The organism is Neoaquamicrobium sediminum (assembly GCF_013240295.1).
Classification (GTDB): domain Bacteria; phylum Pseudomonadota; class Alphaproteobacteria; order Rhizobiales; family Rhizobiaceae; genus Aerobium; species Aerobium sediminum.
On sequence record NZ_JABETK010000001.1, the window covers coordinates 366,971 to 389,079 of the forward strand.

General features: G+C 63.7%; 16 protein-coding genes and 8 pseudogenes. 11 read left to right on the plus strand and 13 right to left on the minus strand.

The genetic code is table 11. The annotated features are described in order from the left end of the window. Positions 1-22: 22 nt before the first annotated feature. Together HK436_RS32785 and HK436_RS32790 are read left to right on the plus strand one after the other, a co-directional pair. Positions 23-139 (plus strand): annotated as a pseudogene (locus tag HK436_RS32785) (serine/threonine protein phosphatase); the annotation flags it as partial. A 101-nt stretch (positions 140-240) separates the two neighbouring features. Continuing rightward, a complete protein-coding gene (locus HK436_RS32790; RefSeq protein WP_312860583.1) occupies positions 241-663 on the plus strand; it encodes a hypothetical protein in 423 nt (140 codons plus the stop codon). Between the two features lie 91 nt (positions 664-754). Here HK436_RS32790 and HK436_RS01770 read toward each other — a convergent pair whose 3' ends face one another. Continuing rightward, positions 755-895: a hypothetical protein gene (locus HK436_RS01770; RefSeq protein ID WP_173186863.1), complete on the minus strand. Its 141-nt coding sequence runs from the start codon at positions 893-895 to the stop codon at positions 755-757. Positions 896-1,145: 250 nt separating this feature from the next. Between HK436_RS01770 and hisS the strand changes: the two are divergent. From hisS to hisG, 3 genes and pseudogenes are all read left to right on the plus strand, one after another. After that, positions 1,146-2,595, plus strand: a pseudogene (hisS, locus tag HK436_RS01775) (histidine--tRNA ligase). 223 nt (positions 2,596-2,818) lie between these two features. Then, a pseudogene (locus HK436_RS01780) lies at positions 2,819-3,936 on the plus strand (ATP phosphoribosyltransferase regulatory subunit). After that, entirely contained in the window at positions 3,933-4,628 is a 696-nt protein-coding gene (gene hisG, locus HK436_RS01785) for an ATP phosphoribosyltransferase (protein ID WP_173186865.1), read from the plus strand. The pseudogene HK436_RS01780 and the gene hisG overlap by 4 nt, the downstream one beginning before the upstream one ends. A 102-nt stretch (positions 4,629-4,730) precedes the next feature. Here hisG and HK436_RS01790 read toward each other — a convergent pair whose 3' ends face one another. The 9 genes and pseudogenes from HK436_RS01790 to HK436_RS01830 form a co-directional block, all read right to left on the minus strand. Then, positions 4,731-5,111, minus strand: a complete 381-nt coding sequence (locus tag HK436_RS01790) for a DoxX family protein (RefSeq protein ID WP_173186867.1) — start codon at positions 5,109-5,111, stop codon at positions 4,731-4,733. Between the two features lie 133 nt (positions 5,112-5,244). Next, complete coding sequence (gene fumC / locus HK436_RS01795; protein ID WP_173186869.1) at positions 5,245-6,636, minus strand: class II fumarate hydratase; 1,392 nt, start codon at positions 6,634-6,636, stop codon at positions 5,245-5,247. Positions 6,637-6,714: 78 nt separating this feature from the next. Then, positions 6,715-7,149, minus strand: coding sequence for a YqaA family protein (locus HK436_RS01800; RefSeq protein WP_173186871.1), 435 nt, complete (start codon positions 7,147-7,149; stop codon positions 6,715-6,717). A 40-nt stretch (positions 7,150-7,189) separates the two neighbouring features. Then, positions 7,190-8,581: an MATE family efflux transporter gene (locus HK436_RS01805; RefSeq protein ID WP_173186873.1), complete on the minus strand. Its 1,392-nt coding sequence runs from the start codon at positions 8,579-8,581 to the stop codon at positions 7,190-7,192. Positions 8,582-8,868: 287 nt separating this feature from the next. Further along, entirely contained in the window at positions 8,869-9,048 is a 180-nt protein-coding gene (locus HK436_RS01810) for a CsbD family protein (protein ID WP_173186875.1), read from the minus strand. Between the two features lie 213 nt (positions 9,049-9,261). Then, positions 9,262-10,903, minus strand: a pseudogene (groL, locus tag HK436_RS01815) (chaperonin GroEL). 74 nt (positions 10,904-10,977) lie between these two features. Beyond that, entirely contained in the window at positions 10,978-11,274 is a 297-nt protein-coding gene (gene groES, locus HK436_RS01820; protein WP_173186877.1) for a co-chaperone GroES, read from the minus strand. Between the two features lie 173 nt (positions 11,275-11,447). Then, positions 11,448-12,661, minus strand: a pseudogene (locus tag HK436_RS01825) (BaiN/RdsA family NAD(P)/FAD-dependent oxidoreductase). Between the two features lie 6 nt (positions 12,662-12,667). After that, positions 12,668-13,375, minus strand: coding sequence for a type 1 glutamine amidotransferase (locus HK436_RS01830; protein ID WP_173186879.1), 708 nt, complete (start codon positions 13,373-13,375; stop codon positions 12,668-12,670). Positions 13,376-13,463: 88 nt separating this feature from the next. Between HK436_RS01830 and HK436_RS01835 the strand changes: the two genes are divergently transcribed. Then, the gene (locus tag HK436_RS01835) at positions 13,464-14,102 is read left to right on the plus strand and encodes a hypothetical protein (RefSeq protein WP_173186881.1); all 639 of its coding nucleotides are present in this window, start codon (positions 13,464-13,466) and stop codon (positions 14,100-14,102) included. A 3-nt stretch (positions 14,103-14,105) separates the two neighbouring features. Here the strand turns inward: HK436_RS01835 and HK436_RS01840 are convergent, their stop codons facing one another. Then, positions 14,106-14,603 carry a GyrI-like domain-containing protein gene (locus HK436_RS01840; RefSeq protein ID WP_173186883.1) on the minus strand — a complete coding sequence of 166 codons (498 nt, stop codon included), beginning with the start codon at positions 14,601-14,603 and terminating at the stop codon, positions 14,106-14,108. A gap of 134 nt (positions 14,604-14,737) precedes the next feature. Between HK436_RS01840 and HK436_RS01845 the strand changes: the two are divergent. The 3 genes and pseudogenes from HK436_RS01845 (at position 14,738) to HK436_RS01855 (ending at position 18,011) form a co-directional block, all read left to right on the plus strand. Further along, positions 14,738-15,474: pseudogene (locus tag HK436_RS01845) on the plus strand (16S rRNA (uracil(1498)-N(3))-methyltransferase). Positions 15,475-15,630: 156 nt separating this feature from the next. Then, positions 15,631-17,004: a glutamate--cysteine ligase gene (locus tag HK436_RS01850; RefSeq protein ID WP_173186885.1), complete on the plus strand. Its 1,374-nt coding sequence runs from the start codon at positions 15,631-15,633 to the stop codon at positions 17,002-17,004. Positions 17,005-17,125: 121 nt separating this feature from the next. Beyond that, positions 17,126-18,011 (plus strand): annotated as a pseudogene (locus HK436_RS01855) (DUF937 domain-containing protein). Between the two features lie 99 nt (positions 18,012-18,110). Here HK436_RS01855 and HK436_RS01860 read toward each other — a convergent pair. Next, positions 18,111-18,401, minus strand: a complete 291-nt coding sequence (locus tag HK436_RS01860; RefSeq protein ID WP_173186887.1) for a YjiS-like domain-containing protein — start codon at positions 18,399-18,401, stop codon at positions 18,111-18,113. Between the two features lie 182 nt (positions 18,402-18,583). Between HK436_RS01860 and HK436_RS01865 the strand changes: the two genes are divergently transcribed. Further along, the gene (locus HK436_RS01865) at positions 18,584-19,540 is read left to right on the plus strand and encodes a LysR substrate-binding domain-containing protein (RefSeq protein ID WP_173186889.1); all 957 of its coding nucleotides are present in this window, start codon (positions 18,584-18,586) and stop codon (positions 19,538-19,540) included. A gap of 108 nt (positions 19,541-19,648) precedes the next feature. Next, complete coding sequence (xseA, locus tag HK436_RS01870; RefSeq protein WP_173186891.1) at positions 19,649-21,172, plus strand: exodeoxyribonuclease VII large subunit; 1,524 nt, start codon at positions 19,649-19,651, stop codon at positions 21,170-21,172. A gap of 38 nt (positions 21,173-21,210) precedes the next feature. On the opposite strand, the pseudogene HK436_RS01875 reads toward xseA, so the two are convergent. After that, positions 21,211-22,091: pseudogene (locus tag HK436_RS01875) on the minus strand (AbrB family protein). Positions 22,092-22,109 lie beyond the last annotated feature (18 nt).

The following is a 22,109-nucleotide window of genomic DNA, read 5'->3' on the forward strand; positions in this document are numbered from 1 at the left end:
CCGCTTTGACCTGCTGACGCGCATGCACGCGCTGATCGCCGACGAACTCGAGCGCGACCGGCCTTCGGATTGGCGCATCATCCACCTCGGCGATTATGCCGACCGCGGGCCACAATCCGCGCAGGTGCTGGACTTTCTGGTGGAGGCAACCGCGCGCGACAAACGTATCGTCGCGCTGATGGGCAACCACGACGAAGGCATGCTGGACTTTCTCGCCTCCCCGCCGATTCGGAGTTGTTCGTGCGCTATGGCGGCTTCGACACCGCCGCCTCATACGGTGTGGTGCTGGATGTGCAGACGCCGCAGGCCCGCGCCGACAGCCACCGGCGGCTGCTTGCTGCGATGCCCGACGCTCATCCGCTTTTTATCCGCGATCTGCCGCGCTCGATCTCGTTCGGCGATTTCTTCTTCTGTCACGCCGGCGTGCGACCCGGCGTTGCGCTCGACGCGCAGAGCCCGCACGACCTGATCTGGATTCGGGGCGAGTTCCTCAACCATCCCGGCCTGTTCGAGAAGGTCGTGGTGCATGGCCACACGCCGCATCACGAGCCGCAGGTGATGGGGAACCGTGTCAACGTCGACACGGCCGCGTTCGACAGCGGGCGGCTGACCGCACTGGTGGTCGACGGAACGGAAAAGCGGTTTCTGGTGGCTCAAGCCTAGCGTAGGCAACGTTCTGACGAACGTTGCTCCAGCCTGATTTTCTCGGCCAGATTTGCGCGAGGCCAGACGGTTCCGTGTGGCTGCAGAAACTCTAGCGCGTCGCCATGGTGACGCCGTAGCCGTCGACGGCGATGTGATCGCCTGCCGCGTCGGCGGCATAGATGCCCGCGCCCCACATCAGGATGCCGGAGAGCATGAATACGGACAGGATAACGGCTTTCACGGGCGACATCTCGGTTGGTTTTCCGATGTTATAGCTTCAACAAAGTTACGATCCGGTTTCGGGCCGGGTTCGTTCGGAACGCGCTGATAGGGCCGGCGTTCCACAAACGCCATATCCATTTGGTACGTCCCCTGGGGATTCGGCTGAGCGTTGCTGAAATGCAACGCACCTGCCGCCCTTGCCGCCCGGACCTTATCGGCTAGGAAACCGGCGCTCCCCGCCGGGGATGCATTCTCCAAGACAGACGGACGGAAAAACCATGGCTGACAAGGCGGACAGGATGAAGGCGCGGCTCCCGCGAGGCTTCGTCGATCGCCATGCGGCCGACATACGCGCCGTCGATGCGATGACCGCGCGCATCCGCGAAGTCTACGAGCTCTACGGTTTCGAGCCGGTCGAGCAGCCGATGGTGGAATACACCGACGCGCTCGGAAAATTCCTGCCAGACCAGGACCGGCCGAACGAAGGTGTCTTTTCCTTCCAGGACGACGACGAACAGTGGCTGTCGTTGCGCTACGACCTGACCGCGCCGCTGGCGCGCTTCGTGGCGGAGAACTTCGACCAGGTGCCGAAGCCGTACCGGTCATACCGGCAGGGCTGGGTGTTCCGCAACGAGAAGCCCGGCCCCGGCCGCTTCCGTCAGTTCATGCAGTTCGACGCCGACATCGTCGGCACGCCCGGCGTGGCGGCGGACGCCGAAATGGCGATGATGATGGCCGACACGCTGGAAGCCGTCGGCATCAAGCGTGGCGACTACGTGATCCGCGTCAACAACCGCAAGGTGCTCGACGGCGTGCTGGAGGCGATCGGGCTCGGCGGAGACGAGAACGCCGGCCGCCGGCTCACCGTGCTGCGCGCCATCGACAAGCTCGACAAGTTCGGGCCGGACGGGGTGAGGCTCCTGCTTGGCAAGGGCAGGCTCGACGAGAGCGGCGATTTTACCAAGGGCGCGGGGCTGAATGATACAGCCATCGATGCGGTGCTCGACTATATCGAGACAGGCAAGGTAGCGGGCAACGAAGGCGTCGACGAACTGGAGCAGATCCGCGCGCTATGCGCTGCCGCTGGCTACGACGATGGGCGCGTAAAAATCGACCCTTCCGTAGTGCGTGGCCTCGAATACTACACCGGCCCCGTCTACGAGGCGGAGCTGCTGTTCGAGGTGCCGAACGAGAAGGGCGAGATCGTGCGCTTCGGCTCGGTGGCGGGCGGCGGACGTTATGACGGGCTGGTCTCGCGCTTTCGTGGCGAGCCGGTGCCGGCGACGGGCTTTTCCATCGGCGTCTCGCGCCTGACCGCGGCACTCAGAATCTCGGCAAGCTCGACGCTTCCGACGTCGTTGCCCCGTGGTCGTCCTCGTCATGGACAAGGACACCGAGGCGCTCGGCCGCTACCAGAAGATGGTCGCCTCGCTGCGCCAGGCAGGCATTCGCGCGGAGATGTATCTCGGCGGCTCGGGCATGAAGGCGCAGATGAAATATGCCGACCGACGCGGCAGCCCTTGCGTCGTCATTCAGGGCGGCGACGAGCTGGAAAAGGGCGAGGTGCAGATCAAGGACCTCGTCGCCGGCGCGAAAGCCGCCGAGGCGATCACCGACAACACCGAATGGCGCGAAAGCCGCCCTGCGCAGTTTTCCGTGCCTGTGAGCGAGCTTATCGAGGCGGTGCGCAAGGTGCTGGCGGATCAGGCCGCGGAGCGGGACCAATGATTGCAGAGGCCGGCGTCCTGTCGCGCCCCCTCCGTCCTGCCGGACATCTCCCCCACACGGGGGAGATCGGCAGCTTCACGCCCTTCACCTTCTCTCCAACGCCGACGATTGGCGAAAGCCGTGCAGTCGGCTGATCTACCCCCTTGTGGGGGAGATGTCCGGCAGGACAGAGGGGGCAACGTGGAGCGCAAGCGTCTGCCGCGACATTTACGCAGGCCAACCCATGACCGCCCTGCCCTCATTCGCGCCTGATATTCTCGCGCTGTTTTCCGAACGCGGGGCCGGGCTGATCGACGTGCCGACCATCCAGCCCGCCGATCCGTTCCTCGACATGGCCGGCGAGGATCTGCGCCGCCGCATATTCCTGACCGAGAGCGAGACCGGCGAGGCGCTGTGCCTGCGGCCTGAATTCACGATTCCCGTCTGCCTTGACCATATCGCCAGCCGCGCCGGCACGCCGCGACGCTACGGCTATCTGGGTGAGGTGTTCCGCCAGCGCCGCGAGGGCGAGGCGGAATTTTTCCAGGCCGGCATCGAGGACCTCGGCGAGGCCGACATCGCCACCGCCGACGCCCGCTCGATTGCCGACGCCCATGCCCTGCTGGCACGCACCCTGCCAGGCAAAACGCTGACCGTCACGCTAGGCGACCAGCGCGTGTTCGAGGCTGTGCTGGCCGCACTCGGCCTGCCGCGCGGCTGGCAGAAGCGGCTGGCGCGCGCCTTCGGCTCGCGCGAGCAGCTTGCGGCCGCGCTCGACGATCTGGCCAACCCGTCCCAGCGCGCGGCGCCCGCCGAGGCGGTCGCCGATTTCGTATCCGAGGGCGATATCGATGGCCTTGCCGGCCATGTCGGCGTACTGATGGAACAGTCCGGGCTTTCGGCAAACGCAGGGCGCACCCCCAGGAAATCGCGCGGCGGCTTATCGAGAAGGCCGAACTGCGCAGCGTCCGGCTGTCGAAGGACGCCTTCGACGCGCTGAAGCGGTTCCTCGCCATTCGCGTGCCGCTGGAAGAGGCGGCCGCCGCTCTCGGCGGTTTCGCCGGCGAGGCAGGCGTATCGCTGGGTGCCGCGCTCGATCTGTTCGGCGCGCGGGTCGAGGCGCTTCGGGCGCATGGACTGGCAACAGGCGGCGTCGACTACGATGCGAGCTTCGGCCGACCGCTCGACTATTATACCGGCCTCGTCTTCGAGATTTCAGCCGCTGGCGGCGCAAGGCCGCTCGCCGGCGGCGGCCGCTACGACCGCCTGCTCACACTTCTCGGCGCTGCGAACCCCATTCCCGGCGTCGGCTTCTCCGTCTGGCTCGACCGTATCGCAACGCTGCGGGGAGAGACGGCATGACCATCACGCTTGCACTGCCTTCCAAAGGCCGCCTCAAGGATGAGGCGATGGCGGCGCTGACGCGCGCCGGGCTCGTGGTCGTGCAGCCGGAAGACGAGCGCCGCTATCGCGCGCGGGTCGAAGGTCGCGACGACATCGAAGTCGCTTTCCTCTCCGCGTCCGAAATCGCCCGTGAGCTCGGCGCAGGCACAGTCGATCTCGGCGTGACCGGCGAGGACCTCGTGCGCGAAACCATACCGGAATGGGAAAAGCGCGTGTCGGTTGGCGCGCGGCTCGGCTTCGGCCGCGCAGACGTGGTCGTCGCCGTGCCGGACGCCTGGCTCGACGTCGACACCATGGCGGACCTCGACGACGTCGCTGCCGATTTCCGACAGCGGCATGGCCGCCGTTTGCGCATCGCAACGAAATACTGGCGGCTGACCCAGCAGTTCTTTTCGAGCCAGCACGGCATTCAGGTCTATCGCATCGTGGAGAGTCTCGGCGCGACCGAGGGTGCACCGGCGGCGGGTTCGGCGGACGTGATCGTCGACATCACCACGACGGGCTCGACGTTGCGCGCCAACCACCTGAAGATACTGGAAGACGGTGTGATCCTGCGCTCGGAAGCGTGCCTCGTGCAATCGCTGAAGGAGCGGAGCAACGCGGATGCTGCAACCCTCGATGGCGTGCTGACAGCGGTGAACGGCGGGTAGTTTCTCTCTAGGCCAGTGTATGCACGGCCTGCTTCAGCCTACCCAAAGAAAAGGCCCGGATCGCTCCGGGCCTCTTCGTATCCGCCTTGGGAGGGCTTGGGATCAGCGGCGGCCGGAAACCGACAGCGCGCCCGGGCCCGCGACCGACAGGGCAAGGAAGCCGCCGGCGATCGCGAAATTCTTGAAGAAGTTGTTGAACTCGTTCATGTCGGCCCAGTTGGTGTGGCCGAGCAGTGCCGAGCCGATCGAGAAGGCGGCAAGAGCATAAGCTGCATAGCGCGTCTGGAAGCCGACGAGAACGGCCAGTCCACCAAGCACCTTTACGGCGATGACGATCCACGTAACGAGCATGGGTGCGGGCAAGCCGATTGAGCCCATGAAGCCGGCGAAGCCGCCAGGAGCGAAAATCAGCGGGATGCCGGAAGCGAGGAACAGCGCGACGAGAAAGATGCGCGCGACGAGTAGTACGAGGTCGTTTGACATTGGCAGGTAACTCTCCGGGTTTCGTTCCACCCAAATAGACTATCTGTGCGCTGCAACAATCCGCAGAGCTGCAAACTCAGTGTTCATTGATTGCGAACGGCACCGAAAATTCCGTTCACAATCTCTGGGTGCCTCACCCCGGCTGCGTCATCGCCTCGGGCCGTACGATGGAATCGTACTCTTCCGCCGTCACCAGCCCCGTGGCCAGCGCTTCCTCGCGAAGTGTCGTGCCGTTCTTGTGCGCGGTCTTGGCGATCCTAGCCGCATTGTCGTAGCCGATCTTCGGCGCCAGTGCCGTCACCAGCATCAGCGATCGCTCCACGCCGGCCTTGATGTTGTCCACACGCGGCTCGATCCCGACGACGCAATTGTCGGTGAAGGAGACCGCTGCATCCGCCATCAGCCGCACCGACTGCAGGAAGTTGTAGGCCATGACCGGGTTGAACACGTTCAGTTCGAAATGGCCCTGGCTGCCCGCAAAGGTGAGCGCCGCGTGGTTGCCGAAGACCTGTACGCAGACCTGCGTCAGCGCCTCGCACTGGGTGGGATTGACCTTGCCCGGCATGATCGACGAGCCGGGCTCGTTTTCCGGCAGCGCCAGTTCGCCAAGGCCCGAACGCGGACCGGAACCGAGGAAGCGGATGTCGTTGGCTATCTTGAACAGCGACGCCGCGACCGCGTTGATCGCGCCATGGGAGAATACCATCGCGTCGTGGGCTGCGAGCGCCTCGAACTTGTTGGGCGCGCTGGTGAATTCGAGCCCGGTGATCGCGGCAATGCGCGCGGCGACCTTCTCGGCAAAGCCGACAGGTGCATTGAGGCCGGTGCCTACGGCCGTGCCGCCCTGCGCGAGCTGCATCAGGCCCGGCAGGGTCTGTTCGATGCGAGCGATTCCGTTTTCGACCTGCTGCGCATAGCCGGAAAACTCCTGGCCGAGCGTCAGCGGTGTTGCATCCTGTGTGTGGGTGCGGCCGATCTTGATGATGTCGCCCCACATCTTTGCCTTTGCGTCCAGCGCGCCGTGCAGCTTCTTCAGCGCCGGCAGCAGCCGGTGCACGATCTCCTCCGCGCAGGCGATGTGCATCGCCGTCGGGTAGGTGTCGTTGGACGACTGGCTCATGTTGACGTGGTCGTTGGGATGGACCGGCTTCTTGGAGCCCATCTCGCCGCCGAGCATCTCGATTGCCCGGTTGGAAATCACCTCGTTGGCATTCATGTTCGACTGGGTGCCCGAGCCCGTCTGCCAGACGACCAGCGGGAAGTGATCGTCCAGCTTGCCATCGATCACCTCTTGCGCGGCATCGACGATCGCCTTGCCGAGCGCCGGGTCGAGGCGGCCGAGGTCCATGTTGGCCTCTGCAGCAGCCTGCTTGACGATGCCGAGCGCGCGCACGATCGGCTGCGGCTGCTTCTCCCAACCGATCCTGAAATTGCCGAGCGAGCGCTGCGCCTGCGCGCCCCAATATTTTCCGGCATCGACCTCGATGGGGCCGAAGGTGTCGGTTTCGGTGCGGGTTTTCGTCATTGTCGGTCTCCTTATTCAGAGCCGTCCGTGGCTTGCTCGTCCGTAGGGGGCTGGCGTGGCCGGCATTAAATCTGGTGCTCAGATCAGGTCGATCAACCAGAGCAAGGCTGCATAGCGCGCCGTCTTGGCAAAGGCCACAACGATCAGGAACAGCCATAGCGGTGTGCGCAGGATGCCGGCCATGACCGTCAGCGGGTCGCCGATGATCGGAACCCATGAAAGCAGAAGCGTCGGCCAGCCCAAACGTCGATACCAGTCTGACGCACGGTCCAGTTGCTCGGGCGTTGCCGGAAACCAGCGCCGCCCGGCACACAGGGCCGCGAACCGGCCTAGCATCCAGTTGACACATGAGCCAACGACGTTGGCCGTCGACGCAACTGCCAGCAAAAGCCAGCCCGGTGCGACCTGCGAAAGGTGCAGGCCAATCAGCGTTGCCTCCGAGGATCCGGGCAGCAGCGTGGCGGAGGTGAAGGCGGCCAGCGCCAGCACAAGGAGCCAGGAACTATCCGCCACGTCTCACGCTCAACCCTTCCTTCGCCCTATCCGGGCCGGTTCACGATCTAGCAGCCCGCAACACGCCCCAGCGGTAGCCGGTTGCGGCCTGGGTATAGGCCAGCAGGCCCAGCGCAAGCAGGAGCATAAGCCCTTCCGAGGTCGGTCCGGCGTACCAGATACCCCACTCTCCGATCGCAAATGGCAGGGCGATAGTCAGCGGGATCGTGAAACAGTAAGTCCGTGTCACGCTCAGGAACAGCGCCCGTCGCGCATCGCCAATCGCCTGGAAATACCCGGAAAGCATCATCATCGGTCCGGCAACGACATAGAGCATGATCGTAACCGGCAGAATGCGCCCGACCTCCGCGATGGTGGCCGGATCGTCGACGAAGATACCGCCGATCACCGGGGCGGAAAGCAGCATCGCGACCTCGAAGGTAAGGCAATAACCTAGCGCCACCACGAGGCCGAGCCGCAAGCCGGCATCCGAACGCGACCAGAGCTTCGCCCCGAAATTGTTGCCGACGATCGTCTGCATGGCCATGTTGAGGCCTAGCAGCGGCATGAATGCAAAGGTCATGATGCGGGTGATGATGCCATAGGCCGCAACCGTTGCTGCATAGTCTTCGCCGGACCAGCGCTGGACCGACAAAATCACAGCCGCGGCCGTCAGCGAGATGCCGATGAAGCTCAGGCTCTGCGGCGCGCCAAGGGCCAGGAACGATCCCCAATGCGCGCGCCAGTGCCGCACGGAAAGCACGCCGTAGCGAAGCGGCGTCCTGCCTCTCGTCCGATAGATGACCACGATCGTCAGAGCGATAATTTGCGCAAGCACGGTACCGATTGCGGAGCCGGCAACGCCATAGCCGAATTCGACGATGAGCAGGTAGTTCATGGCGATGTTGGCGAGGGAAGTGACGAGGCTAGCCACGGTCATCAAGCCAAGCCGTCCTTCGCTGCGCAACGCATCGCCATTGATGGACAGGACGAACATCAACGGAGAGCTCCAGATGACGATCGCGATATAGGTGTAGCCCATGGCTGCAAGCGACGGCGAACCATCTGCAAGACGGTTGACCAGAGCCTCGCCGCCCAGCCAGAAACAGGCGATCAGCACCGCGCAGACCAACAGCGCAAGGCCGTGCGCGCCGGCAAAGACCACGCGCGCGGCGCCGATATCGCCGGCGCCGAAGGTGCGGGCCAGCACGCTTGCCATGCCGCTCGCGACGAGTGTCGAAAGCGCGGCCAGCAGCATGAATGCCGGAAACATCAGCGTTACGGCAGCCAGTGCATCCGCGCCGACGAATTCGCCGAGGAACCAGGCATCGATCACGGTCTGCAGACCGTTCGTGCTCATGATGAGAATGATGGGAAGTGCAGTCTTGATGAAAAGCGGGCCCAATGGGCCATGCAGGAACGCGTTTTGACGCGACGGTTCAGGCGTCGTCATGTGGTCGTCTCCAGATCGCATCGACGGAGAGCGAATGGGGCTCGCATTGCCATTGTTGCCGATGCGTCGGTTACGACGAGCGTGTCGGAGAGGCTTCACCTTGGCTTTCGCCGCGAGCGGCCGGCGCCTCTTGCCGCGGCGGTGGGTAGCGGGCAGCGTCAAAGCTGTCAATGGCGCATCGCGCTCATCGCCCTTGCAGCGCCTTCGCTAATTCCTGATCTCTCCCTCGCCTAAAACAAAAAAGGGAGCGATTGGCTCGCCCCCTTGTCTTGCTCAGAAGCAATGCTTCACAGCGCCTTCTTGACCTTTTCCTTGGCATCGCCAAAGCCCTTCTGGACCTTGCCGGCGACCTTTTCGGCCTTTCCCTTGGCTTCGGTTTTCTTCGAGCCAGTGGCTTTGCCGACGGCTTCCTTGACCGAACCCGTGGCCTGCTTTGCGACACCCTTGACCTGATCCTTGTTGACCATCTGCCTGGTTCCTTTCGAGCAACCGCGCGCTTGCGGCGTCAGACAACGGCAGGACAGGATTTTGGTTGCCTGAGCACAAAAGAAAAAGGGGCGACATTGCTGCCGCCCCTTCATATTCTGAAGCTTTATGGACTTCCTAGAAGTCCATGCCGCCGCTCAAGCCCGCTTGACGGGCTTGAGATTCTCAAGTGATGGGCGAGCTTTATGGACTTCCTAGAAGTCCATGCCGCCCATACCGCCCATGCCGCCGCCGGGCATCGCAGGAGCCGCAGACTCCTTCTTCGGAGCCTCAGCGATCATGGCCTCGGTGGTAACCAGCAGGCCGGCAACCGAAGCTGCGTCCTGCAGCGCGGTGCGTACGACCTTGGTCGGATCGACGATACCGTTGGAGATCATGTCGCCGAACTCGCCGGTCTGGGCGTTGTAGCCGTAGGTCTGTGACTTGTTCTCGAGGATCTTGCCGACGATCACGGAAGCTTCGTCACCGGCGTTGGTCGCGATCTGGCGGGCCGGAGCCTGCAGAGCGCGACGAACGATGTTGACGCCAGCGTCCTGATCGGCGTTCTCGCCCTTGGCCTTGAGGTTGTGGGAAGCGCGCAGCAGCGCGGTGCCGCCGCCGGGAACGATGCCTTCCTCAACGGCCGCGCGGGTCGCGTTCAGGGCGTCATCGACGCGGTCCTTCTTTTCCTTGACCTCAACCTCGGTCGCACCGCCGACGCGGATGACGGCCACGCCGCCAGCCAGCTTCGCCAGACGCTCCTGGAGCTTCTCACGGTCGTAGTCGGACGAGGTCTCCTCGATCTGCTGCTTGATCTGGGCAACGCGGCCCTGGATCTCGCCCTTCTTGCCGGCGCCGTCGACGATGGTGGTGTTCTCCTTGGAGATCGACACCTTCTTGGCGCGGCCGAGCATGTTGAGGCCGACATTCTCAAGCTTGATGCCGAGGTCTTCCGAGATCACCTGGCCGCCGGTGAGGATCGATGTCCTCCAGCATGGCCTTGCGGCGGTCGCCGAAGCCCGGAGCCTTGACGGCAGCGATCTTGAGACCGCCACGCAGCTTGTTGACGACGAGCGTGGCCAGAGCCTCACCCTCGACGTCCTCGGAGATGATGAGGAGCGGCTTGGAGGTCTGAACGACCGCTTCCAGCACCGGCAGCATTGCCTGCAGGTTGGAGAGCTTCTTTTCGTGCAGCAGGATGTAGGCGTCTTCCAACTCGGCAACCATCTTGTCCGGGTTGGTGACGAAGTACGGCGACAGGTAGCCGCGGTCGAACTGCATGCCTTCGACGACTTCGAGCTCGGTCTCGGCGGTCTTGGCTTCCTCGACGGTGATGACGCCTTCGTTGCCGACCTTCTGCATGGCGGCGGCGATCATCTCGCCGATTTCCTTCTCGCCATTTGCCGAGATGGTACCGACCTGAGCAACCTCTTCCGAGGTCTTGATCTTCTTGGTGGCCTTGGCAAGCTGCGCGACGACGTCGCTGACAGCGAGGTCGATGCCGCGCTTCAGGTCCATTGGGTTCATGCCGGCAGCAACGGCCTTGTGGCCTTCCTGAACGATCGCCTGAGCCAGAACGGTCGCGGTGGTGGTGCCGTCACCGGCAATGTCGTTGGTCTTCGAGGCCACTTCGCGCACCATCTGGGCGCCCATGTTCTCGAACTTGTCTTCCAGCTCTATCTCCTTGGCGACGGTGACGCCGTCCTTGGTGATGCGCGGGGCGCCGAACGACTTGTCGATCACGACGTTGCGGCCCTTGGGGCCGAGCGTGACCTTCACAGCGTCGGCGAGAATGTTGACACCGCGCAGCATGCGCTCGCGGGCGTCACGGGAGAATTTTACGTCTTTGGCAGCCATGTTGAGCTCCTGTTTTCACGGCTGGTCGCCTTGGCGAACCGGCCATCGTGAACCTGAATTCGGATTTGGTCGGATTAGCCGATGATGCCCATGATGTCGGATTCCTTCATGATCAGAAGGTCTTCGCCATTGAGCTTCACTTCGGTGCCGGACCACTTGCCAAACAGGACGCGGTCGCCGGCCTTGACGTCGAGCGGCACGAGCTTGCCGGCCTCGTCACGAGCGCCGGAACCGACGGCGACAACTTCGCCTTCCTGCGGCTTTTCCTTGGCGGTGTCCGGGATGATGATCCCGCCGGCGGTCTTTTCCTCGGATTCGACCCGACGAACGACCACGCGGTCATGGAGCGGGCGGAATTTCGACTTTGCCATGTCTCTGGTGTCCTCGATAAGGATAGGTTAAGGGGTTCCCTCCGTCCGGCTGGGCCGGATCGCGGTTAGCACTCACCTGAAGAGAGTGCTAACATGACCGGTGAGATAGTCACTGCGCCCGGGCGAGTCAAGAAGATCGACTCGCGTCTTGGTTAAGGGCCGTGCGGTTTTACTTAATGCGCCGTACCGCGTTCGGCGATAGCCGTCCCGGTGGCCCAGCCCGACGACCACGCCCACTGAAAATTGTACCCGCCCAGCCAGCCGGTCACGTCGACCACCTCGCCAATGAAATAGAGGCCATCGGCCCCCTTCGCTTCCATCGTGCGCGAGTTCAGGCAAGCCGTATCCACGCCGCCCAAAGTCACCTCGGCGGTTCGGTAGCCTTCTGATCCGACGGGATACAGCTCCCATCCGTGAAGCGCCTGCGCGATCGACAAGAGCTTCCGGTCGCTTGCCTCACCGAGGGTTCCCGACCAGCCATGCGTCTGCGCCAGATACGACGCCAGCCGCTTCGGCAGGATTTCCCCCAGCGCGTTTGCGATGCTTCGTCGCGCGTTCTCCCGTTTGGCATCCAGCAGGACGCGAGCGAAGTCTACGTCCGGCAGCAAGGCTATGCTGATCGGCTGTTTCTCACGCCAGTAAGACGAAATCTGCAGGATGGACGGGCCGGAAAGGCCGCGGTGGGTGAACAGCAAAGCCTCTTTGAAGGCGGCCTTGCCGCAGGAAACGCGCGCATCGACCGCCACACCGGCGATCTCGCGGAAACCGTCCAGCATGTCCTCGCCGAATGTCAGCGGCACCAATGCGGGTCGCGTTTCGGTGACGGCAAGCCCGAACCGCTCCGCGATCTGATAGCCCAACCCCGTCGCGCCCATCTTGGGAATAGACTTCCCCCGCAAGCGACCACGAAGTGGCGGCATCGCACCTTGCCCGCGCCATCGCCCGCCAGCACAAGCGAAAACCCCGCATCCGTTCGTTCGACCGTACCGAGGCTTGTCTTGAGCCTGATCTCGCAACCGACCTGCGCCATCTCATCCAGCAGCATCGCTATGATGTCCTTGGCGGAATGGTCGCAGAAGAGCTGCCCGAGTGTTTTCTCGTGGTAGGCGATGCCGTGCTTTTCCACCAGCGTGATGAAATCGTGCTGCGTGTAGCGGCCTAAAGCCGACTTGGCGAAATGCGGATTTTGCGAGAGGAAGTTGCGGGGGCTTGAGCCCAGATTGGTGAAATTGCAGCGACCGCCGCCTGAGATTCGAATTTTTTCGCCTGGCGATTTTGCATGATCGATGACAAGGACGCGACCGCCGCGCGCAGCGGCATGAATCGCACACATCATGCCCGCCGCGCCCGCGCCGAGGATGACGGTATCGAAATTTTCGGTTCGCATCACGGGTTAAGGCGCTGCGATGGTGCGCACCCAGTTGCGGGCGATGGTCATGCCGGCAGCGTCGGCCTGCGGCCCGTGCAGGGCGGCCTCAGCCGGGTGCCGCTCGGCCCAACCAGGCTGGAGATCGGCCAGCAGCGTCGCGAATGCATCGCTCCATTGCTCGACCATTGGCCGGTCGGCCTCGAAATGAAACTGCATGCCATAGGCCGCGCGGCCAACCCTGAAAGCCTGATTTTGAACGTCGAGATTGCCGGCAAGCCGCACGGCACCGCCGGGCAACATGAATGTATCGTCGTGCCACTCGAAGGTGCGAAAGCGCTCACCCACGCCTTCAAAGATCGGGTCGGCAACGCCATCGCCCGTCAACTCGACCTCGCGCCAGCCGAACTCGGTCGCCCCGCCTACGATATTCTGCCCACCATAGGCGCGAGCGAGAAGCTGACTACCAAGGCAAATGCCCAGCACGGACCGATCGGCTTCGGAGAAATCGCGCATCAGATCGCACAGTGCGGGAAGCCACGGGCATACATCGTCGGCCAGCGCATTTTGCGCGCCACCCAGCACGACCAGTGCGTCGTAGCCATTCGCGCCGTCCGGCAGCGGCTCACCCTTGTCGGCGCGGATCGTCTCGACGCTTGCATTGGCTTCGTCGAGCGCAATCGCCACCTGTCCAAGGCTCGCACCCTCGAAATTCTGGACAACAAGAACGTGCATGGAAGCTTCCGGCTTTTTTTTCGGGTGGTGTCGAAGACTGCGCGGAGCGATAGCATGGCGCGCGCGACGCAGGAAAGGGAGGCTGCTTGTGCCACTGCAGAACCGGGTCGACCCCGCCGGTGAGATCGTCGCGACGCCGGCGCGGGGTCTCTTCACAGGCAATCGCGGCGTCATTCACGATCCAGCGTCGAAGACGCTTCTTTCGCGACGGTGGACGACCAAAGCGTGGATCGTCTGCACATTGGAACACCCGCACGGAACGCGGCGGGAGCCGATGGGGCGCAACAGTCCTTCCAGGGGAGCAGGCTGGACCGAACTCTTCTTCCTCGACGAGGTGACGGCGCTGGCTGCGGGCCACCGGCCCTGCTTCTATTGCCGGCGCGACGCTGCGCGAGATTTCCAACGGTTCTTCGCCAGGGGCAACGGTCTTGCCACTGCAACGGCGCCTGAGATCGACAGCCTGCTGCACGCCGAAAGGCACGCCGTCACCGGCGAGAAGCCACCGCTGCAGCAAGACCAGATCCGCCAGCTTCCCGACGGCGCGGCAATCGTGGCCAATGCAGGGATATTTGCACTCCGAGCCGGACTGGCTCTGCCATGGAGCTTCAGCGGGTATGGGGAGCCCCGGGCCTTGCCTGCGCATGCCCGGCTCCTCACGCCACGATCCACAATCGCGGCGTTGCGAGCAGGCTATGCGCCGGCATGGCATCCCAGCGCACTGCCTTGACGGTCAGTCGGCGACCTTGATGGCGACCGTCGTCACCAGGTCTTTCGGATCTTCGACTTCGGCAGGGTTGTTTTCGTAGATTTCGATGCGGGCAGCGAAGCGGTCGCCCTCCGGAGTTTCCTGCGTGTCCCAGCGGACACCCTTTTCCTTCGCCCAACCGACCAGAACAGCGTTGACATCGACGAGCGCGTCATAGGGTCCGGTCCATTTGACCTGAGCATAGTGGCCTGCCGGCAGCATGGCTGCGGTGATCTCTCCGCCTGCATCGACCTCTTTTGCTATCGGTACAGCGAACTCGACTTCCAACATTCCACCCATGTCGATGACATTGTACTTGAAGAAAGCAGCGCCGACCGGCTCCAGCCCGTTCGCGCCGAGCCATCCGAACAGCTTCTGGAACGCCCGGTCCACCGCCGGCTTCATCGCGCCGAGCAAAACACGTTCTCGCACGGCGACATAGGGCTGCGGACCACGCTCGACAATTTCCGGCAGGGTGAGCATTGCATTCTTCTCCTTCGCGTTGCGTAACTGCGAACGCAGGACGCTTGCGGCGGGACCGACCCGACAGAAGGGCGGGAAAAATTCAGCGCCCCGCGAACTTGACGAATGCCGGGCAGCCATCGCAACACAGCATCATGCGCGCCAACTACAAGCTTCAGCGGCTCTACGTGCCGCACGATCTCGCCCAGAACACGACCCTCGAGGCCGACAAGGCACAGAGCCACTATCTGACCCACGTGCTGCGCATGGCCGAAGGGGATGAAGTGCTGGTCTTCAACGGGCGCGACGGCGAGTGGAGCGCGAGAATAGAAGCGCTCGGAAAGAAGGCCGTGCGCATCGCGGTGGAAAGCCAGACACGGCCGCAACCGCCCACACCCGACCTTGTCTACGCCTTTGCGCCGCTGAAAGTCGGCCGGCTCGATTATCTGGTGCAAAAGGCCGTGGAAATGGGCGCTGGCGTGCTGCAGCCCGTCATCACCCAGCACACGCAGAACACCAGGACATCGGTTGAGAAGTTCGAGGCGAACGCGATCGAGGCGGCCGAGCAGTGCGGCGTGCTGGCAGTGCCGCCGGTGCGCCCGCCCCGGAAACTGGAGCGGCTGCTCGGCGACTGGGAACCCGACAGGCGGCTGATTTTCTGCGACGAGGACGCCGCAACAAACAACCCGGTGCCGGCGCTGCGCTCAATCGCTGAAACCAGACTTGGCCTGCTCGTCGGTCCCGAAGGGGATTTTCAGAAGACGAACGCCGAATGCTGAGAGCCTTGCCGTTCGTGACCGCCATACCGCTTGGCCCGCGTATCCTGCGCGCCGACACGGCGGCGGTTGCTGCTCTCGCCGTCATCCAGGCGACAATCGGCGACTGGAGCTGATGCATAGGAACGCCGCGAGAAGCTTTCAACGTGCGACAATCAACTTAGCGTCAACGTGCTGTCAGGATTTTTCGCTTGATCGCACGGCGGTCTTTCGTTCAACACTCGCGCGCCGTCGCAAGAACGGCCGGCCGGACATTTAGTTGAGGAAACGACATGGCGCGCGACACGACCGATTTCCGGCCGATCGAAGGTATCGACGAACTGGTCTCCTATTTGAGCGCCGGCAACAAGCCGCGCGACCAATGGCGAATCGGCACCGAGCACGAGAAGTTTCCCTTCTATATCGACGGCAACGCCCCGGTACCCTATGGCGGCGAGCGCGGCATCAAGGCACTACTGGAAGGCATGCAGCGCGTGCTCGGCTGGGAGCCGATCGTCGATGCCGGCCACATCATCGGACTGGTGGAGCCGACCGGACAGGGCGCGATCTCACTTGAGCCGGGCGGTCAGTTCGAGCTCTCCGGAGCGCCGCTCGAGACGATCCACCAGACATGCCGCGAAGGCAACGCCCATCTCGCCCAGCTTCGCGAGATCGCCGAGCCACTGGGAATCCGCTTCCTCGGCCTTGGCGGCAGCCCGAAATGGACGCTCGCCGAAACGCCGCGCATGCCGAAATCGCGCTACGACATCATGACGGCCTACATGCCGAAGGTTGGGACGCAGGGCCTCGACATGATGTACCGGACCTGCACGATCCAGGTGAACCTGGACTTCGAGAGCGAGGCGGACATGCGCCGCAAGATGCAGGTCTCGTTGAAGCTGCAGCCGCTTTCGACGGCGCTTTTCGCGAACTCGCCATTCACCGAGGGGCGGCCGAACGGCCTGCAGAGCTGGCGTGGCGAGATATGGCGCGACACCGACAACCAGCGGGCGGGCCTGCTGGAATTGTGCTTCTCGCCCGATTTCGGCTTTGCAGACTACGTCGAATGGGCGCTCGACGTGCCGATGTATTTCCTGATCCGCGAGGGGCGCTATTTCGACGTGACCCACGTCACCTTCCGCCAGTTCATGGACGGGGCGCTCCGCGACAGCGTTCCGGACGGGTTGCCGACGATGGGCGACTGGGCCAACCATCTGTCCACGCTGTTTCCCGATGTACGGCTCAAGCGCTTTCTCGAAATGCGCGGCGCCGACGGCGGGCCGTGGCGGCGTATCTGCGCCCTGCCCGCCTTCTGGGTCGGTCTTCTTTACGACGAGGCCGCGCTGGACGCCGCCGAGGCATTGACGAAAGAGTGGACCTTTACCGACGTCGAGGCAATGCGGAATGCCGTGCCGGCGCAGGGACTGGCGACGCCCTATGGGAACAGGACGCTGCGCGAGGTTGCGCGCGACGTGCTCGACATCTCGCGCGGCGGCCTCGCCCGCCGTGACCGCAAGAACCGCGAAGGCTACGACGAGACCGGCTTCCTGGCCCCGCTGGAGGAAGTGGTCGCGCGCGGCAGCACGAGCGCGGAGGAGATGCTCAAGGCTTACAACACGCGCTGGGGCGGCTCCATCGAACCCGTCTTCCTCGAATACGCCTACTGAGGCAGAGGGCTTCCGGCACCGCACTCCACGATGCCCGTCTATGGCAAACTTGCGATGACGCTTGCGAACGCCTGCCCATAGGGTAGGCTTTCGGCCTAAAGCGATACCGGAGGAGACCGCCATGCTGCCGTTGTTCGACATGCTCGCCCAGGCCCAGAACGGCAATGCCGTCGACCAGATGGCGCGGCAATTCGGCCTTTCCCAACAGCAGACACAGCAGGCCATGGAAGCGCTGCTGCCTGCCTTCAGCCAGGGGCTGAAGCGCAATGCCTCGAACCCCTACGATCTCGGCTCGTTCCTCACTGCGTTGTCTTCCGGCCAGCACGCCAAATATTTCGAGGATGCGACACGGGCCTTCTCGCCTCAGGGAATGGAAGAAGGCAACGGCATCCTAGGCCATCTTTGGCTCCAAGGAGCTTTCGCGCGCAGTGGCGGCACAGGCCTCGCAGGCGACAGGCATCGGCCAGGACGTCCTCAAGCAGATGCTGCCCGCGCTGGCGACCATGATCATGGGCGGGCTTTTCAAGCAGTCGACCGGCCAGGTGCAGGCGGCCGGCTTCGGTGGTCAGGGCAATCCGCTCCAGGAAATCATCGAGCAGATGATGAAGCAGGGTGGCATGCCCCAGCAGCCGGCACCACGCCCGGAAGCGCCGCAGCCCGACCTCAACCAGTTCGACAACCCATTCGGCAAGATCCTGGAAGGCATGTTCGGAGGCGGACAGGCCCAGCGGCAGGCGCCCAGCGCACCGCAGGGGCCGTTCGACAACCCGCTCGGCAAGATTTTCGAGGAGATGATGCGCGGCGGGCAACAACAGCCTCGATCGCAGACCCAGCGCGAATCCCAACCCCAGCCGCGCACCAATCCCAGCGGACGCGGGCGAACGCCCTATGACGATCTCTTCGGCGACATGTTCGAAAGCGGCCGCAAGACGCGGGACGACTACCAGAAGAATATGGAATCGGTCTTCGATCAGTTCCTGCAGGGCATGAAGAACCCGCGGCGCTAATAAAAAAGCCCGGCCATCCTGGGAGGATGACCGGGCAGCATGCAGGCTACCGGAGGGGAACCGGCGGGATGTGGGAGTCAGCCTGCGGAAACTGTGGCATCAGCAGACCCGGCGCGCGCCATCCTCGGTGAGGTAGCGTTCGCGGGCGATGTCGCTGAGGCGCGCCGTCGGATCGATGCTCATCGGCGAGCGCATGGCGACCACGAGGTCGGTGCGCATCAGGCCGATGTCGGCGAGTTCGTGGTCCGACAGGTCGCCAAGGCGGTTTACTTCGCGTCGATTGATGAGCGCGCGCAAGAGTGCGCGGAAACCGTTGGCCACGCGCGACACGGCGGCAACCGTGCGCCGTTCGGCAGCGATCGCATGCGTGTGGTGGTCAAGGGCGGTCATCTCATCTCTCCTTTAAAATCGACGCGGCTCATCACAGATCCACCGCCAGCGCATGAATGCGCCGCGGCAGCCGCTGTTGAATCGCGTCTGCTGGTTAGCATCGAGACAGTCCCACGAGGCGATTGATTAGTCTAACGAATGTTTTTAATGTGTTGGATCAGAAAACATGATGGATCACGCGCATGGCCGCTCCGCTCGATCTCGACCAGCTTCACACGTTCATCACCATAGCCGACACCGGCAGCTTCACGAGGGCCGCAGATGAAGTGCATCGCACGCAATCGGCGGTCTCCATGCAGATGCGGCGGCTGGAGGAACGCCTGGGCAAGGCGCTCTTCGAAAAGGAAGGCCGCACAAACCGGCTGACCGAGGAAGGCGAACGCCTGCTGACCTATGCACGAAGACTTCTGCGCCTGAACAGGGAGACGCTGGCGGCCTTCGACGACGCCAGCCTGGAAGGCCATATTCGCATCGGCACGCCGGACGATTATGCTGACCGATTCCTGCCCGAGATCATGGCCCGCTTCGCGCGGTCCAACCCGCGCGTGGAACTGTCCGTCATCTGTGAGCCAACGGTGAACCTGATCGACCACATCAAGCGCGGCCATCTCGACATCGCCCTGATCACCCACGACAGCGACAAGGGCGCGGCCGAGGTGGTGCGGCGCGAGCCGCTTCTGTGGGTCACCTCAGCGAACCACTCGATCCACATGGAGGACGTGCTGCCGATCGCTGTCGGCCGCGCCACCTGCATGTGGCGCAGAACGGCCTGCGACATGCTCGACCAGATGGGCCGCGACTACCGCATCCTGTTCACGAGCTGGTCGGCCACCGTCATCATCGCTGCGGTGCTGTCGGGCCAGGCCGTTTCGATACTGCCGGAGTGCGCGCTGCGGCCGGGCATGCGCATTCTCGGGGAGACGGACGGGTTCGGCGCCCTGCCCGACGTGCGGATCGGAATCGTACGCGGCCATTCGAGCCAGCCGGAGCTGGTCGATGCGCTTGCGCGGCACATCTGCGACAGCCTCGACAACATCTCCGTGCCTGTGCCGGAGGAGACCGGCCAGTTCGACTTCGACGGAATGGCGTTTGCCCGCGTGAAGAGGCAAAAGCAGCGCCCGGCGATGGCTGGCTGGTGACGGATGCTGGACGCACGGTGGAGCAGCGGCTTTTACTGTCACGTTGCCGCCGGTTGAATGTCTCGTGCGGCTTGACGCGAACGGAGGCTTTGGTGCCATGTTTTGCCGATGAGCGATTCCTTTCTCACGTCTGACCCGTCGTCCGGCGCCGCAACCAATGCCGCCGAATTCACCGTTTCCGAGATTTCGGGCGCGCTCAAGCGCGCGGTCGAGGATCAGTTCGGCAATGTGCGCGTGCGTGGCGAGATCTCGGGCTATCGCGGTCCGCACTCATCCGGCCACGCCTACTTCGCGCTGAAGGACGAGCGCGCGCGACTGGAAGCGGTTATCTGGAAGGGTACGTTTTCGCGCCTGAAATTCAGGCCCGAGGAAGGGATGGAGGTCATCGCCTCCGGCAAGCTGACCACCTATCCGGGCTCGTCGAAATACCAGATCGTCATAGACAATCTGGAGCCGGCCGGAGCCGGCGCCCTGATGGCGCTGTTGGAAGAACGCCGCCGCAAGCTCGCAGCCGAGGGGCTGTTCGACGACGAGCGCAAGCGCGCCCTACCCTACATGCCGCGCGTGGTCGGTGTCGTTACATCACCCACTGGTTCGGTTATCCGCGACATCATTCACCGCATAACCGATCGCTTCCCGCTGCACGTGCTGGTGTGGCCCGTGCGGGTGCAGGGCGACACGACCGGTGCGGAAGTTTCCACTGCGATCGAAGGCTTCAACCGGCTCGACCTAGCAGGTCCCATACCGCGGCCGGACGTTCTGATCGTCGCGCGCGGGGGCGGCAGCCTCGAGGACCTGTGGGGCTTCAACGATGAAGCGGTGGTACGCGCAGCCGCCGCATCAAGCATTCCGCTGATCTCGGCCGTTGGCCACGAGACCGACTGGACGCTGATAGACCATGCAGCCGATGTGCGCGCGCCCACGCCGACCGGAGCGGCGGAGCTCGCGGTGCCGGTAAAGGCCGATCTGGAAGCGGCGCTTTCGCGGCTCTCGGCTCGTCTCAAAGGTGCCGTCTCGCGCAGCACGGAACGCAAACGCCAGGGCCTGCGCGCTGCGGCGCGCGCGTTGCCCTCGGCCGACCAGTTGCTGGCCCTGCCGCGCCGACGCTTCGACGAGGCCGCAAGCCGGCTGGGCCGCGCTCTGTTCGCCAACACCGAAGCGAAGCGCCTGCGCTTCCGCGGCCTGCGCCTTTCGCCGGCAATGCTTCAGCGTCGCGTCAACGAGGCCCGGACGCGCTTTGCCCGCGATGCCGCACGGGTTGCACCGGCCACGCTTACGCGAAGGATGGAGACGCACCGTCAGACGCTGCAATTGCTCGGCCGGCGCGCAGATCAATGTATTGCCGCGACATTGGAACGGCGTTCGACGCGTCTTGCCCAGGCCGGACGACTGGCGGAAACGCTATCCCACAAGTCGGTGCTGCAACGCGGCTTCGCCCTCATCCGCGATGCTGATGAAAAGCCGGTCAAAAGCGCGACACACATAAAGCCGGGCGACCTGCTCAGCATCGAGTTTGCAGACGGCCGGGCCGGCGCCGTGGCATCAGGTAGCGAGGTGCCCGCGAAGCCTCCAGCCAGAAAGCAGGCGACAAAGCCAAAGGCCGGCGGCGGGGAACAGGGCTCGCTTTTCTGAGGGTGCTTCCGACGGAAGCGGGCCTATCTAGCCGGCTGTCACGGCTTGATCAGTCGGGCGATGAACGGTGCCGTTGTCAGCATCAAGAAGGTACGAAAGACCTGGCAAGTGACGATAAAGGCAACGTCGATACCCAGTGCGTATGTGATTACCGCCATTTCCGACATTCCGCCGGGTGCCAAGGAAAGCAGCCCGGTAGAATAAGGTCGCGCTGAATAATTTGTGACCACCCATGCCGCGGCCACCGTCATTGCCACGAGAAGCAGCGCCCACGTTACCGCCGCGAGCGCCGTAACCCAGGCTTCGCGCCATTGGATGCCGGCAAACCTCGAGCCCGCCACAGCGCCGATGACAATCTGGGCACCGGCGACAAACCAGCCGGGGAAAGCGGCGGAACTGATACCGAGTCCATGGACGACTGCTGAGATCATCATTGCCGCCACCATGATGCCGCCCGGCAGTTTCAGATAGTGTCCCAACACCAACCCACTGATCGCACAGCCGATAAGTATGCCCCAGTCCTTGATGCCTGCGGCGATCTCACCTGCCGCCACGGGAACGCGCCCGACAGCGTGCCCGAGTACGAACTGCAGGATCAACGGAACACAGAACACGATCGCTACGATGCGGATCGAGTGGATGAGTACCAGAGATTTTGTGTTGCCCCCAGCGATCCGCCGATGACCGTGAGTTCTGCCAGACCCGCAGGCAACGAGCCGAAAAATGCAGTGACCCGGTCGAACCTGAAGACATATCGGAAGAACAGGAAGCCGGTGACTGCCACGATGGAGCCGAACAGCGCGACCACGAGAACCTCGCTCCACCAGGTTCCGATGGAGGCCACGACGACCGGAGTGAACCCACTGCCCGCCATGACACCGATGGCCGGCCGCGCGGCCAGGAGCACAGAGCCCGGCATGAGCCAGCGGCTTCCGAC